This is a genomic window from Faecalibacillus sp. (genome assembly GCF_047023275.1).
Taxonomy (GTDB): Bacteria; Bacillota_I; Bacilli_A; order Erysipelotrichales; family Coprobacillaceae; genus Faecalibacillus.
Genome location: NZ_JBKYAR010000043.1, coordinates 1 through 15,010, shown reverse-complemented (window position 1 = coordinate 15,010; position 15,010 = coordinate 1). Strand labels below are relative to the sequence as shown.

Below are 15,010 nucleotides of genomic sequence, written 5' to 3'. Positions count from 1 at the left end.
TCAAAGATCTTTCCATATTCTAAATGCGCTTCTGGTTTTCCTCCATAAAGCCAGCTTTCTAGCACTTGGAAACCAAAAATAATTCCTTGAGGATAGCCTCCAAAATTTCTTTCTTTTAAATTTAATTCTAAATAAGCAAGTGTTGCTTCAAGCTGTTGATGATCAATCCCTTCATTGATCAATGTTTGAAGAGTATCAAAAACAATTTCTTTAACTTGGTCTAAGTTTTCTTCTTTTACATGATCTACTTCCAATTGACACCAATTTTGTAACTCACCATCATTAATAGCTAAATAAACATTTTCAGCTAGTCCTTTTTCCAAAAGGGCTTTATTTAAAACAGCTTGATTATCACCACATAAAACATCACTTAAAACTTGCATCGCAATGACCTTTTCATAGTCTTGATAACTTCCGATGACATTTCCCCAGGCCATGCGGTATTTGTTTTCTGCATTTTCTTCTTCCCCTATTTCATAATCTACAACTTGTCTAGAAACTTGAACAGGTTGTTGATAAACTGGTCCTTCTATTGGTAAATTAGCTTTCATTGAAGAAAGATATTCTTGATTTAAAAGTTCTAAAACGTCATCAAGTGGTACATCGCCATCTAAAAAGACAAAGGCATTAGAAGGATGATAATATTTTTGATAAGTTTGGATAAATTGTTCATAAGTTAAATCAGTAATAGCTTCAGGATCACCCCCTGAAACATATTGATAACAGTTATCTTTAAACAAAGCACGATTCAAAGCGTTCATCATGATTTCATGAGGACTTGAAAAAGCCCCTTTCATTTCATTTAAAACAACTCCTTTATAAGTTGGGTTTTCTGTAGCTTCAATATGCCAGCCTTCTTGTAAAAAGATTTCTTTTTTATTTAAAATCAAAGGATTAAAAACAGCATCTAAATAAACTTTTGTAAGATTCATAAAATCTTGATCATTTCTAGATGAAATAGGATAAAAAGTTTTATCCTCAAAAGTCAAGGCATTTAAAAAAGTACTCATTGAACTTTTCATTAATTCTACAAAAGGTTCTTTGACAGGATATTTTTGAGATCCACATAAAACCGAATGTTCTAAAATATGAAAAACCCCACTATCATCGCTTGGTAATGTTTTAAACGCAATTCCAAATGTTTTATTTTCTTCATCACGTTTTAACCATGCAAGTTTTAAATGGGTTTTTGTATGTTCCATTTCATACATTGTTGCATTGAGTTCACTCACTTCTGTCATTCTTTGAACGACAAAACCATGTTTTGATTCATTTAATTTCATTGTACTACCTCATTTCTTTATTACCTATTTTACCTTTGAACAAGCATTTTGTAAACGAAGATAATATTTTAGTAAACATTGATTTCAAATTTACTAAATGTTAAAATAGCTGTAGATTGGAGGTCTTTATGGCAACAATAAAAGATATTGCTGAATTAGCGAAAGTATCAAGTGCCAGTGTTTCACGTATTTTAAATAATGATCCTACTTTGTCTGTTCCTAAAGAAACAAGACAACGTGTCCTTGATGCTGCCAATCAGCTTGGTTATAAAAAGAAAAATAAAAAAATTTATGATACAGTCATGACACTTGGAATTATTCAATGGATGTCTCCTATTGAAGAATCTAACGATCCTTATTATTTAAGTATTCGTCAAGGAGTAGAAGAATATTGTTTTAAAAATAAAATTGCCATCAAACGTGTTTTTAAAACAGATATTGATTATTTAAATCAATTAGAAGATATTCAAGGTTTGGTTTGTATTGGAAAATATAGTCAAGAAGATATTGAAATATACAAAAAGCTTTGTTCAAACATTATCTTTTTAGATATGAATATTGATCCTATTCATGAATGTTGTATTTTACTTGATTTTAAAAATGCTGTTAAAGATGTGGTATCATATTTAAGTCAAAAACATACATCAATTGCTTATTTAGGCGGTAAAGAAATAATTCATGATAAACTCTATCATGATCAAAGAAAAGAATACTTTGAACGTTATTGTAAAGAATACAACATTGACTATTCAATCAGCGAAGAATCTTTTTCTATCGAATCTGGTTTTAATATGACATATGAACTTATTAAAAACAAAAAACTTCCTTCAGCTATTTTTGCTGCAAGTGATCCTATTGCTATTGGTGCCATGCGTGCTTTAAAACAATATGATATCAAAATACCAGAGGAAGTATCAATTATTGGCTTTGACAATATTGAAACAACCAATTATACTGATCCACCTCTTACAACGGTCTTTGCGCCAACGTTCGATATGGGCTTTATGGCAGCTAGACAACTTTTTGATGCTTTTAAGCATAATGAAAATATTTCACCAATTAAAATACTTTTACCTTGTTTTTTAATTGAACGTGATTCTTGTATTTAAAAATCTCTAGATTTTCTCTAGAGATTTTTTAAAACTTCAAATTTATAAGATGTTTTTTCATCATAGCTGTCGCCTGCTTTTAAAATCGTACTTGGATTTTCTTCTAAATGAATGGCATCTGGCATATTTTGTGTTTCAATACAGATAGCATCACGCGCATTGTAATGTTGACCATACTTACCAAGACGTCCATCTAAATAATTTGCTGTATAGATTTGTGCTTGTGGTAAAGTCGTTGAAACTGTTAATTTTCTACCTGTTTTTTCATGAACTAATTCTACTTGGTTCTCTTTTGTATTAAAGATCATTGGATGATCGAATCCTTTACCAAGTTGTAATTGTTCATCATCATTATCTACACGATCACCAATATAGGAAAATTCATTGAAATCAAATGAAGTTCCTTTAACGTCTTTTATTTCACCCGTAGGAAGACCATCAGGGTCAATGCAAGCAAATTGATCAGCATGAACTTTTAATAAATGTTGATACACATTTTCTTTTTTACCAGATAAGTTAAAGTATGAATGGTTCGTAATATTAATAAGTGTATCTTTAGAAGTCGTTGCATGATAATGCATCGTAAGTGTATTGCCTTCAAGTGAGTAGATTGCTTTAAAATCTAATGTACCAGGATAACCTTCTTCTCCGTCTTTAGAAACATAATGGAATTCAACACTTGTTTCATCTAATACTTGATAATCAAACACTTGATAAGAGAATCCTTTAATTCCTCCATGTAATGAATTTGGTCCATTATTGATTGGTAAATGATAGGTTTGTCCATTTAATTCAAAAGTTCCCTTTTTAATTCTATTGGCCACTCTTCCTACAAGAGCACCAATATAAGCATCTAATATTTGATAAGATTTAAAATCATCATATCCTAAAACCACATCATCAATATTTCCTGCTTGATCTTTCATCAACACTTTAACAAGCGTACATCCATAATTAGAAACAACAACTTCTAATTCATCATTTTTGATTGTAATTAAATCAATATCATTTTCTACTTTTTCTATTTTAATCATCTTAAAGTACCTTCATTCCACCAAATTTTCTTACTTTTAAAACATGACAAGAACCTTCACCAAAATACTTTTCAATTGCTTCTTTATAATGATCAACATATTCATCTTCTACAAAGGCTTGGATTGTTCCTGCAAATCCTCCCCCATGAACACGACATACACCATGATTTTCTAAAATACCTTCTGATAAAGCAAGTGCTAAAGAAACAGCTTGGTTATTTGGATATTTATTTGAATAAACATTTTGTAAGTATTTATATGAAGAATCTCCTGATGCTTTAATGACTTGTTTAAAGGTTTCAAAATCATTATTTTTCAAAGATGATACTGCTTTTTCCACACGTTTATTTTCATTAAATAAATGAATTGCTCTTAAAATAGCACGATCTCCTACTTCTTTTCTTGCTTCTACTAATTGATCATAAAAATCTTTTTCATCTACTTCTCTTAAAACTTCTTTACCAAAGAATTGAGCTACTTTTTTCATTTCATAAGGAACAGCAGCATAATCATCTGTTAAATCAGCATGAGAAGCATGGACATCAACAATACATAAACTATGTTTAAATGAAGAAAATTCAACATCTACTTTTTCAACAACTGGTTTACTATTATCTTTAAAATCAATATGAATTAAACTTCCTACTGAACATGCACTTTGATCCATTAAACCACATGGTTTTCCAAAATATACATTTTCACTATATTGTCCTACTTGACCAATAACAACAGGATCCACTTTCATATCATTATAAAGTCCTGAAAGAATTGTTCCAATCATAACTTCAAAAGCTGCTGATGAAGATAAACCTGAACCTTGTAAAACATCACTTGTCATATACCCATTAAATCCACCGATTGCATAACCCAATTCTTTAAAACGTGCAAGAACGCCTCTCATTAAACCTTCAGATGTACCTACTTCATTTTCTTTTTTCGATAAATCATCTAAAGAAATAGCTTTTAAATCATAATCATCTGATAAAACCTTTACGACATCATTTTTAGAAACAACAGCAATAATATCTAAATTGATAGCTGCTGCTAAAACTTCACCATTTTGATGATCCGTATGATTTCCACTGACTTCACTTCTTCCTGGTGTGCTATAGATTTCAATTTCTTGATCACCATAAAGTGAAATAAATTTTTCAATGGCTTCTACATATCTTTGAGGTTGTTTTTCAATACGATTTTCATCAATATAGACTACTTTTAAAATATCATTATAACTTCCTTCTTGAATTTCTTTAATCACTAAACTTGCTTTTTTCATTATTTTTCTCCTACCATTTCTACAAATTTAATAAAAGCTTCTTTTCCTTCTTCATTCATTTTAAAGACACCAGCATCTTCTAAAACACATACAAATTTATGTGTTAATTCTTCTTTAAGTAATTGATCCACTGTATCTTCATTAAAATCATGGTTCTTTAATTCATTATACCATGCTACATGTTTTTGCATATTTGGAATTTCTAAAATATTCTTTTTTCCTAATAAACATTCTTTTAAAACTTCTAATTCATCTTTTAATCTTGCTGGTAAAACCGCAAGTCCCATTACTTCAATTAAACCAATATTTTCTTTTTTAATATGATGTAAATTTTGATGAGGATGGAAAATACCATCAGGATATTTTTCACTTGTACGATTATTTCTTAAAACAAGATCCATTTCATATAATCCATCTTTCTTTCTTACAATCGGTGTAATCGTATTATGTCTTGTTTCATTACTATAGGCGATAATATCCAATTTTTCATTAGAATAATTAATCCATTTATTTAAAGTATCTAAAGCAAATTGAATCATTTGTTCATCATTTGTTGAACGTACACGAATCGTTGATAAAGGCCAATTTAATACATTGATTTGTAAATCAGGATATTGATCTAAAGATATCTCTTTAATAATCGTTGCCCCTTCTATTGGAAAAGTATAATGTCCTCCTTGAAAATGATCGTGTGTTAAAATAGATCCTCCAACAATTGGTAGATCCGCATTAGAACCTAACATATAATGTGGAAATTGTTTAACAAATGAAAATAATGATCTAAAAGTATTTTCATTAATCACCATTGGTTGATGATTTTCATTAAAAACAATGCAATGTTCATTGTAATAAACATAAGGTGAATATTGCATGTAATAACGATGTCCATTTAAATTCAAAGGAATAACACGATGACTTTGTCTTGCAGGATGATTAAAGTTTCCAGCAAAGCCTACATTTTCTTTACATAGAAGACATTTTGGATAACCACTGGCTTTGATTGTTTTTGCCTTCATGATTTCCTTTGGATCTTTTTCTGGTTTTGATAAATTGATTGTAATTTCAATATCTCCATATTTATAAAATTGTTTAAAACGAATATTTTTATCCGTTCTTGTTTTTCGAATATAATTTGATGCAATCGATAAATCATAAAAATATGTCGTTGCCTTTTTTTCGTCTTCTTGATAATACTTTTTAAATGTTTGAATCACTTCACTTGGACGTGGCATTAAACAATTCATGATACGTGTATCAAAAAGATCTCTTTCTGTAATATTATCTTCAATTAAACCTTTTTGAGTCGCATAGTTTAACATTTCTTCTAAAATATCTGTCGCAACTGACAATTCTTCATTAATTTCTTCTTTAGTAAAAGAATCTAAATGAAATAAATCTAATAATAAGTTTACTGCATAAATTTCATCATCTTCTGTGATTAAATGATGTTGTAAACCAAAATGAATAAGTCGATTAATTTGATGATTCATTTTCTATCCCCCATTTTCTCTCACTTTCATTTTATCACTTTAGTAAACTTTATCAATATATTTTACTAAATATTAGTTAATAAAATATAATTTTAGTAAAAAAAGATAATACTTTCGTATTACCTTTCAATCATTTCTTTATCATTTTTAATCAATTCTCTTTGATTTTTATAAGAAGGAAGATATCGAAACACTATAAATTCTACAACCTTATCTGTTTGATTTTCAAAAGTATGAATATCTTTTTCGACCGAAAGTAAATCTCCCTGTTTTAATTTTAAAGATTGTTCCTTATTTGTTTCATCCAAATAACGATAAACAAGTTCTCCTTTTAAAATAAAAATATTTTCTGAAATACAGTGATGTCTATGCCACTCTTGTAAAGTATGAGGATTGATTTTATTATAATGAACTTCAGCATCTTCTAACAAATAATAATCAACCTCTGTCCCATTTGTTTTATTTACATGAATTGCCTGATCTTTCCTAATTAATTTCATAATAACTATTCACTTGCAAAAGAATTTACATATAATGCTTTTAATTCTTCATCATCCATTTCATCAACTTCTAGATAAAAGTGTTTAATTCCTGCCGCATCATAATAACCAATCACACGATCTTTCATTTCTTCTTTACTGACTTCTTTTTCTACACCATTAATTGTTACTATCATAATTATTATCTCCTTTACTCTATTCTACAAAAAAATGGACAAATCGTCCATTTTATTTTGTATCATGAATAATTTTCCCATCTTCAATCGTAATAACACGATCAGCAATAGAAGCAATTTCTTGATCATGAGTTACTAAAATAACTGTTTCATGATATTTTCTTTGAGCAATTTTTAATAAATTAACGACTTCTTTAGAACTTTTAGCATCTAAATTTCCTGTAGGTTCATCTGCAAAAATAATGGCTGGTTTACTAGCTAACGCTCTAGCAAGGGCAACTCTTTGTTGTTGCCCTCCTGAAAGCTCATAAATAAAAGATGTTTTCTTTTCTTCTAAACCTAATAAATCAATAATTTCATTTAAATAATCTTCATCAATATTTCCATCATCTAAATGAATAGGTAAAACAATATTTTCTAAAACATTTTGTGTTGAAATAAGATTAAAGAATTGAAATACAAAACCCATTCTTCTTCGTCTAAAACGTGTTAAAGTATGATCGTTCATTTCATAAAGAGGCTTTCCTTCCAAATAAACATCTCCTTTTGTTGGTTTTACTAAACCTGCTAAGATATGAAGAAGTGTACTTTTTCCACTTCCACTTCTTCCAATAATAGCAACAAAGGATCCTTCTTCTATTTGTAAATCAATATGATTGGTTGCATAGATTTTATTATCTTCATAGCCATATGTCTTAACGATATCTTTTGCTTCTAAAATAACATTCATATTAGTCATCTTCCTTTCTTATTTCTTCATTTTGGTGTGTTTTTAATACAATCCATAAAGGAATATTATAAATACATACATAGAATATATAAATAATACCTATTAAAAGTATTAATTGAGTTATTGGAAAATAATGATCGATACTTTCTCTTAATAAAATCAACTCATAAAAAATACAAGGAATAAGTGTGTATAAAAACATTTTTATTGATTTCCATAATTGTTTGATTTTAATTTCTCGATAACTTAAACCTATAATATGATACATAAGATAATCTTGACAATTATTTTCAATATGATTGTAATTTAAAAACATCATTAAAATAAAACCTATAGCTACAGCAAGTATTAATAAATGTGTAGGAATATTTAGCGTTGAAAATAAACCAGCAGAAAACTCTTCACTTGACACCATTTCATAAACTCTTGCTTTGTAATGTTTTTTCATGAACTTTTCTACTTTTAAAACATCTTTTATTGGATACCAATGATATCCTGCATAATATTCATCACTTATATTGAATCGTTTTAAATCATCTTCAGACATATAAATCATTGAATCATTATAATATTCATTTTCATTGATTCCAACAATGGTATATTCTTCACCTGCAATTATCACTTTTTCATTGAGTTTTACTTCATCAAGAGCAATTTCATAATTATCATCTCCTAAATAATTTCCTTGATCATCATGAGAAGATGTGGAACTTTCTACTTGATATTTCTTTCCTTTAAAAGTTACCTGATTCGCTTCAACTTTTAAATTTGGATAACATTCTTTTGAAAGAATAACATGATTAAAATGATTACCAACGACAATTTCATGACTTTTTTGGGGAAGCCTTCCTTTTAAATCCCCCTTATTACCTTGATAATAATAAATTTGACAAAGTTCCCCAATATATTGGGAAATACCTCGATAAGTCATATTAACACCTTCATCAATAGAACGATAATTTATAATAATATCTTTTTGAGGAAATTCTTTTAAAAATAAATTTGCTTCTTCTTGAGTAACCGAAAAAAGTTCGACTTGGCTTTGTTCGTCTTGATTTTTTGTTTGAATTGGATGTCCTTGATAAAAATAAACAAGTCCATATAAAGAGAGTACTAAAACAAATACATAAAAACAAATATTCATTCTTTTATTTGTCCATAATTCTCTAGTAGCTAAAGAAGCAAGTGTTTGTTTCTTTAATTTTTTATATCTTACTTGAATATAATTAAACTTTTTACCATCAAAAGTACCAGATAAAGCATTTTTTGAACTTGAATAAATAGGAATAATAATCGTCATAAAAATACAACTTATAATCATTAAAATTAAAAGTAACGTATTTTTTAATGAAATAGTATAAATTAATGTATGATATATTTTACTTTGAAAATAAAGATAGCTTAATGAAATAAATATCCCCATCAATAGTCCACTTGCTATTGCTAGAAAAGAAAGCACCATATTTTCTTGAATAACCATTAACATCAATTGTCTTGTTGTCATTCCTATTCCTCGATAAAGTGCCATTTCTTTCATTCTCTTTTTTAAAGAGGATGACGTTAAGGCAAATAAAGCAAAAAGTGTAATCATCATAAATTCAAAAGATTGTTGTAACTGCTTTGTTGCTTCTTGAACTTTATCATGAATTTCATTTTGATCATAACCATACGGATTATATTGATACTTGAGTTCTATTTCATGTCTTCCTTGTTCATCAAAAAACTGAATATACTGATTATCTGTTACAAGAGACATATTTGAATAATAGTCTTTTTTTAAAGACGTTTCTAAATTTGTATAAATGTCAGGTAATCCTTGATTATAAGTTCTTACAATTCCAACAATTGTATAAGCTTTTCCTGCTATTTCTATTTGATCTTGAAGTTTATATTTTTTAGCTACTTTTTGATTAATTAAAATATCTTGTTTGTTTTTTATTTTTCTACCTTTAATAAGCTTTACTTGACATAATCTATAGATATTTTTATCAATATGTCCTACTTGATAATTTTCAAATTTTCCTTGAAAACTCACATAACCATATTTAATTTTATTTTTAAAATACTCTTGACCATAGACTTCAATCCCTTTACTTGTCTCATCATCAATATTTTCTATTCTCGTATACCAAGTACCATACTTTGAAAGATAATACGACCTTTTCATTTGTGATAAGTTATTAGTAATAAATGAACTTGAAAAAACAAGTGTTGAAACAACAAAAATAATAATTGTCACAATAAGATAATGTTTTCTATATTTTCGAATATTTCCTCTAGCAAGTTGTTGCAATGTTTTAAACATATCTTTCCCTCCTTGACTTTATCTTACTGTCCAATCATGAAAACTAAGTGAAATTAAATTTTTTTCTTCATCTTTACTTGAGGAAGTATAATTTCAAAACAAGCTCCTTGTTGATTATAAGCTTTAATAAAGCCATGATGCGCCTCTATTATTTCTTTGGAGATATAAAGGCCTAAACCTGTTCCTTTAGAGTTTTCTCCACGATAAAATCTTTGAAATAAATAAGGAAGATCTTTTTCATTAAAACCTCCCCCATGATCACAAATCATAAGTTTTAAAATCGTTTCACTTTCTTCAATAAAAATATCAAGAGGTGTTTGATTCTTTTCTAGACAATTCTTAATAATATTTTTTAAAGCTTCAACAAACCATTTTTCATCACATAAAAGAAAAGTATTTTTATTTAAATGGATTTTTGGATTTAAATAATCAAGATCTTCTGTTATTTCATCAATTAAAGTTTCTAAATCATATTCTTTAAAAGAATATTGTATATTATGAGAATCAATTAAGGCAATTGTTTGTAAATCATTAACTAGATGCTGTATTCTTTGAATTTGATGTTCTATAGAATACAGCTTTTTATTTTGATTTTCTTCAAGCAATAATTCTGTTTGAAGACGAATGGAGGTAATAGGTGTTTTTAGTTGATGAGAGATATCTTCGATATAGTCTTTTAGTTTGAGTTGTTCTTTTTTAATGGCTTTTAATGATTGATGATATCTTTGATTAAGTAAAAATAGTTTATTAGATAAAAGACTTTCTTTAGATTCACCATCAATAATCGCAAATTCTTTTTGTTCAATAATAGCATCACAACATTGTATTAAATAATTCATTTGTTTCTTTTTATGATTTTGATTCCACAAATAAAAAATAAAACTTATAAAAATAAAAATATTCAACAAATTTAATCTCATTAAAAAAGCATATATTTCCATAAACATGGCTAATACAATTGAAACCATGAAATACATATGAATATTCTTTTCTTTTTTTATACCTTCCATCGATATCCTACACCCCTTAATGTTTCAATATATTTATGATGATGATACTCTCCTAAAGTCTTTCTAAGTCTTTTTAAATGAACAGTTAACGTATTATCTTCTACTACATGTCCTGTTATCTCTTCAATCATCATCAATAAGTAATCTCTTGTAAGTACTCTTCCATGACCTTCTACAAGCGCTACTAATAAAGCAAAAGTAATCACACTTAATTCTAATTCTTGATTTTCTTTAAAGACTTTATGTTTTAAAGTATCAATAATTAAATCATCTATATAATAGATTCCTTGTTGTTTTATTACCTTTCTAAGAGCACATTCAATTCTGGCACAAAGTTCTTTAATTCCAAAAGGCTTACAAATATAATCATCGCCACCTTCATTTAATCCTTGTACAATTGTTTCTTCATCATTTAAACAGCTTAAAAAAATAATAGGCATCTCATATTTTTCTTTAATCTCTTTACATAAAGCAATTCCATTTCCATCAGGAAGTTGGATATCTAAAAGAATTAAATCAACATATCCATTGACTTTTTTTAAAGTTTCTTTTTTAGATTCAGCAATCTCTATAAAATATCCTTTCTTCTCTAACATTTCTTTTAAAGAAGATGCAATACTTCGATCATCTTCTACAATTAATATTTTTTTCATAATTATCACCACTTCTATCATATCATGATTAAATGAAAAAAAGATGAAAGCCCAAACTTTCATCTTTCTAAAATATAAATTTTTCGATTTTTAATATATATAAGCAAATGAACAAGAAAACATATACAAACTATTTTCATTGCAGGTGAAACAATCAACATTGGAATAATAAAACATCTATATAATGCCAAATCCATAAAAACAACGCCAAACAATAATCCTGTATTTTTCTTCAAATCAACAATTTCATGATGTCCTAATTTATAAACAAGAAACAAAACATAAAGAATACCTACTATAAAAATCATCCAATAAGCAATTTTAAAGATGCTTATTGGATTTATAGAAATTGTATATGTTGATGTATAGTTATTAAAATACAGTGAACTTATCGTATAAACAAATTCAAAAACATAAATAAAATAAATCAAATATCTATCCATCTTTTCTTTCATAAAACATCACTCCTTTTGTTACTTCTAGTATATACAAAAGATGTGTATATCTTGTGAAAACAAAATTAAGGTTCTAAAGACGTTTTTTCAACATTGTTATATTTTCTCTTGACCAAACTTCTTTAAAACCTAAATCAAGAAATAGTTTTTTGGCTGGATTATTATTTTCAATATCATCACATAAAAAGCGTAAACCATTATCTTTAGCTTGTTTACATAAAAGCTCTAAAGCATTCTTCCCTTTTCCTAAATGTCTATAAGGATATTCAATGATAATATTTAAAACATATTCTCGATATTCTTCTTCAAAATAATAGGATACTTCTCCAATATATTTTTTTATTTCATCATCATAAACATAAGCATAATAATGTTTAGCATCATTCATCCATAATTCATACCATGACTTCCATATTTTTTCATTAAAATCAACAATTCCACCATTGATTTTATTAAAAGCCATTGTCTTTTTATCTTTTAATAATTTCTTTCTATATTTTAAATCTGTTATTTGCGGTTGTACTAATTTAATCATATTCTTCTCCATAAATAAAAAAATCCTTTATCAAGGACTTTATTTTCACTAATGGGGCGGACGATGAGAATCGAACTCACGAGTGCCGGAGCCACAATCCGGTGCGTTAACCACTTCGCCACGTCCGCCATGGACTATTATTATACAGTTAAAAAATGGGGCGGACGATGAGAATCGAACTCACGAATGCCGGAGCCACAATCCGGTGCGTTAACCACTTCGCCACGTCCGCCGTATCAACTGCATGTATTAATTTACACTATTTTATGAATTTTGTAAAGTATTTTTTGTAAAATATCTACATTCTTTTTAAAAATTATTATACAATAAAAAAGAGAGAACAATGAAAAGGATAAGTATATGAACGAATTAGAAAATTATTATGGAAAATTTTGTGAAGACAAACGTCTTTTAAGAAAACATGGTCAAGTAGAGTATCGTACATCTATGAAATATATTCATGATTATTTAAAAACAGGTGATCGTATTTTAGATATCGGTGCTGGAACAGGAAGATATTCAGTTGCTTTAAGCCAAGAAGGTTACGAAGTAGACGCTATTGAACTTGTTAAATATAATTTAGGAATGTTAAAAGCTAAGAAAAGTAACGTGAAAGCTTATCAAGGAACTGCTTTAGATTTATCACGCTATCAAGATGAAACATTTGATTTAACACTTTTATTTGGACCAATGTATCACCTTTTTAGTTACGAAGATAAAATCAAAGCTTTATCTGAAGCTAAACGTGTAACTAAAACAGGTGGTATTATTTTAGTTGCTTATGTTATGAATGATTATAGTGTTCTTGTTCATGGTTTTAGAGATGGCCATATTAAAGAAGCTTTAAAAAGCGGAAAAATTGATGAACATTTTCAAACACAGACAAATATTGATGATCTTTATAGTTATGTCAGAATTGAATTGATCAATCAATTAAATCAAGATTTAAATTTAGAAAGAATAAAAATCATTGCTGCTGATGGACCAGCAGATTATATGCGTCCTATTTTAAATAAAATGGATGATGAAACATTTGAACTTTTTATGCAATATCATTTATCTACATGTGAAAGATCAGATATGATTGGTGCAAGTTCCCATACATTAGATATATTAAGGAAGGTGTAGTTATGGCTATTATTCAATTAAATTATTTATCAAAAGCATTACTTAGAACTGTTGATGTTACTGTTGTTTTACCAACAGATACATTAGATATGGACACAATGACCTATACTCAAAAGAAAGAATACAAAACACTTTATTTATTACATGGTATCTTTGGTGATCAAAATGATTGGCTCTATGGAACACGTATTCAAAGATTTGCGAGTGAAAGAGGTTTGTGTGTTGTGATGCCAAGTGGTGAAAATATGTTCTATGTTGATCAAGAAAACACGCATAATTTATATAGTCAATTTATTGGCGAAGAGCTTGTATCAATGACAAGAGCAATGTTCCCACTTTCTCATAAAAAAGAAGATACTTTTATTGCTGGTCTTTCTATGGGAGGATACGGTGCTATCGTGAATGGCTTAAAATATTACAATACTTTTGGCTATATTGCTGGTCTTTCAAGTGCCTTGATGTTAGATGATTGGGTAGATTGTAAATCTCCTATCATCCAAGGAGTTGATGCTAAAAAATATTATGAAAGTTTATTTGGCGATATAACAAAATTAAAAGAGAGTGATAAAGATTACTATGCTTTAGTTAAAAAGATTCCTGTAAAAGATAGACCACATATGTATATGTGTATTGGTAAAGATGATTTTTTACTTGAAACAAATAGAAAATATAAAGACTATTTACTTGAAGAAAAAGTAGATTTAACTTATGAAGAAGGACCTGGCAGTCATGAATGGGATTTTTGGGATCGATATATTTTAAAAATTTTAGACTGGCTTCCTTTAAATAAAAAAGACGAAGGTTTAAATAGTGGACATGTAAGTAAATGAGAGCAGAATTATCTGCTCTCATTTTAAATTAATGTTTGATTAAGTCCCCAATGATCAAATTCGTGAAAAATAACATAAATATTATCAGCGTCGATTTTGGTTGTTTCATGTATCATTTGAATCATCGCTTCTGTTAATTTTTTCTTATCATCAAATTCTGCACTTTTATAAAGATTGATTTCAATCATCATACAAGGCATTTCTTTACCTTTAAAATACATAATTTGATCATCTTCCATATGAATCATTAAAGCTTTTTCTGTTTTACCAGGGATAAGTGAAATAAGTTCACCCGCTTTTGATTTAATTGTATTTTCTTGTCTTAAAGTTAATTTATGATTTGTTTTAAATGATATATATGGCATAACTTTTCCTCCTTTCTTATTATTTTATCATTAAAACTTAACTAAAGATAAATGTTGGTGAGTATTTCTTGAAAAACTAATCAAATAGCGAAAAATTTTGAATCATATTTAAAATCACTAAATCTCAATGC

General features: G+C 27.9%; 16 protein-coding genes and 2 tRNA genes. 3 read left to right on the top strand and 15 right to left on the bottom strand.

Going from position 1 to position 15,010, the window contains the following annotated elements; genetic code table 11:
• Positions 1–1,283: insulinase family protein (locus ACLVEP_RS11810; protein ID WP_412585081.1), on the bottom strand; the 1,283-nt coding region annotated here is incomplete at its 3' end.
• Positions 1,284–1,411: 128 nt separating this feature from the next.
• Between ACLVEP_RS11810 and ACLVEP_RS11805 the strand changes: the two genes are divergently transcribed.
• Complete coding sequence (locus ACLVEP_RS11805) at positions 1,412–2,392, top strand: LacI family DNA-binding transcriptional regulator (protein WP_412585079.1); 981 nt, start codon at positions 1,412–1,414, stop codon at positions 2,390–2,392.
• Positions 2,393–2,409: 17 nt separating this feature from the next.
• Here the strand turns inward: ACLVEP_RS11805 and ACLVEP_RS11800 are convergent, their stop codons facing one another.
• The 13 genes from ACLVEP_RS11800 to ACLVEP_RS11740 all read right to left on the bottom strand — a co-directional run bounded on the left by ACLVEP_RS11800 (position 2,410) and on the right by ACLVEP_RS11740 (position 12,788).
• Positions 2,410–3,426, bottom strand: a complete 1,017-nt coding sequence (locus tag ACLVEP_RS11800; RefSeq protein WP_412585077.1) for an aldose epimerase family protein — start codon at positions 3,424–3,426, stop codon at positions 2,410–2,412.
• A 1-nt stretch (position 3,427) separates the two neighbouring features.
• Positions 3,428–4,702, bottom strand: a complete 1,275-nt coding sequence (locus ACLVEP_RS11795; protein ID WP_412585074.1) for a galactokinase — start codon at positions 4,700–4,702, stop codon at positions 3,428–3,430.
• Positions 4,702–6,192, bottom strand: a complete 1,491-nt coding sequence (locus ACLVEP_RS11790; protein ID WP_412585072.1) for a UDP-glucose--hexose-1-phosphate uridylyltransferase — start codon at positions 6,190–6,192, stop codon at positions 4,702–4,704. The genes ACLVEP_RS11795 and ACLVEP_RS11790 overlap by 1 nt, the downstream gene beginning before the upstream one ends.
• 119 nt (positions 6,193–6,311) lie before the next feature.
• Positions 6,312–6,692 (bottom strand): cupin domain-containing protein, encoded by a 381-nt coding sequence (locus ACLVEP_RS11785; RefSeq protein WP_412585070.1) that lies wholly within the window; start codon positions 6,690–6,692, stop codon positions 6,312–6,314.
• Between the two features lie 5 nt (positions 6,693–6,697).
• A complete protein-coding gene (locus tag ACLVEP_RS11780; protein WP_412585068.1) occupies positions 6,698–6,868 on the bottom strand; it encodes a hypothetical protein in 171 nt (56 codons plus the stop codon).
• 52 nt (positions 6,869–6,920) lie between these two features.
• The gene (locus ACLVEP_RS11775; protein WP_412585066.1) at positions 6,921–7,598 is read right to left on the bottom strand and encodes an ABC transporter ATP-binding protein; all 678 of its coding nucleotides are present in this window, start codon (positions 7,596–7,598) and stop codon (positions 6,921–6,923) included.
• Between the two features lies 1 nt (position 7,599).
• Positions 7,600–9,903, bottom strand: a complete 2,304-nt coding sequence (locus tag ACLVEP_RS11770) for an ABC transporter permease (protein WP_412585063.1) — start codon at positions 9,901–9,903, stop codon at positions 7,600–7,602.
• A 53-nt stretch (positions 9,904–9,956) separates the two neighbouring features.
• Positions 9,957–10,913 carry a sensor histidine kinase gene (locus tag ACLVEP_RS11765; protein ID WP_412585060.1) on the bottom strand — a complete coding sequence of 319 codons (957 nt, stop codon included), beginning with the start codon at positions 10,911–10,913 and terminating at the stop codon, positions 9,957–9,959.
• On the bottom strand, positions 10,901–11,566 hold the full coding sequence (locus tag ACLVEP_RS11760; protein WP_412585058.1) for a response regulator transcription factor: 666 nt from the start codon (positions 11,564–11,566) through the stop codon (positions 10,901–10,903). The genes ACLVEP_RS11765 and ACLVEP_RS11760 overlap by 13 nt, the downstream gene beginning before the upstream one ends.
• Before the next feature lie 59 nt (positions 11,567–11,625).
• The gene (locus ACLVEP_RS11755; RefSeq protein WP_412585055.1) at positions 11,626–12,021 is read right to left on the bottom strand and encodes a hypothetical protein; all 396 of its coding nucleotides are present in this window, start codon (positions 12,019–12,021) and stop codon (positions 11,626–11,628) included.
• A gap of 73 nt (positions 12,022–12,094) precedes the next feature.
• Positions 12,095–12,556 carry a GNAT family N-acetyltransferase gene (locus tag ACLVEP_RS11750; protein ID WP_412585054.1) on the bottom strand — a complete coding sequence of 154 codons (462 nt, stop codon included), beginning with the start codon at positions 12,554–12,556 and terminating at the stop codon, positions 12,095–12,097.
• 52 nt (positions 12,557–12,608) lie between these two features.
• A tRNA-His gene (locus tag ACLVEP_RS11745) sits at positions 12,609–12,684 on the bottom strand.
• A 28-nt stretch (positions 12,685–12,712) separates the two neighbouring features.
• Positions 12,713–12,788, bottom strand: a tRNA-His gene (locus ACLVEP_RS11740).
• 128 nt (positions 12,789–12,916) lie between these two features.
• Between ACLVEP_RS11740 and ACLVEP_RS11735 the strand changes: the two genes are divergently transcribed.
• Together ACLVEP_RS11735 and ACLVEP_RS11730 are read left to right on the top strand one after the other, a co-directional pair.
• Entirely contained in the window at positions 12,917–13,684 is a 768-nt protein-coding gene (locus ACLVEP_RS11735; protein ID WP_412585052.1) for a class I SAM-dependent methyltransferase, read from the top strand.
• 2 nt (positions 13,685–13,686) lie between these two features.
• The gene (locus ACLVEP_RS11730; protein WP_412585049.1) at positions 13,687–14,514 is read left to right on the top strand and encodes an alpha/beta hydrolase; all 828 of its coding nucleotides are present in this window, start codon (positions 13,687–13,689) and stop codon (positions 14,512–14,514) included.
• Positions 14,515–14,537: 23 nt separating this feature from the next.
• Here ACLVEP_RS11730 and ACLVEP_RS11725 read toward each other — a convergent pair whose 3' ends face one another.
• Entirely contained in the window at positions 14,538–14,879 is a 342-nt protein-coding gene (locus ACLVEP_RS11725) for a phenylpyruvate tautomerase MIF-related protein (protein WP_412585046.1), read from the bottom strand.
• Between the last annotated feature and the right edge of the window lie 131 nt (positions 14,880–15,010).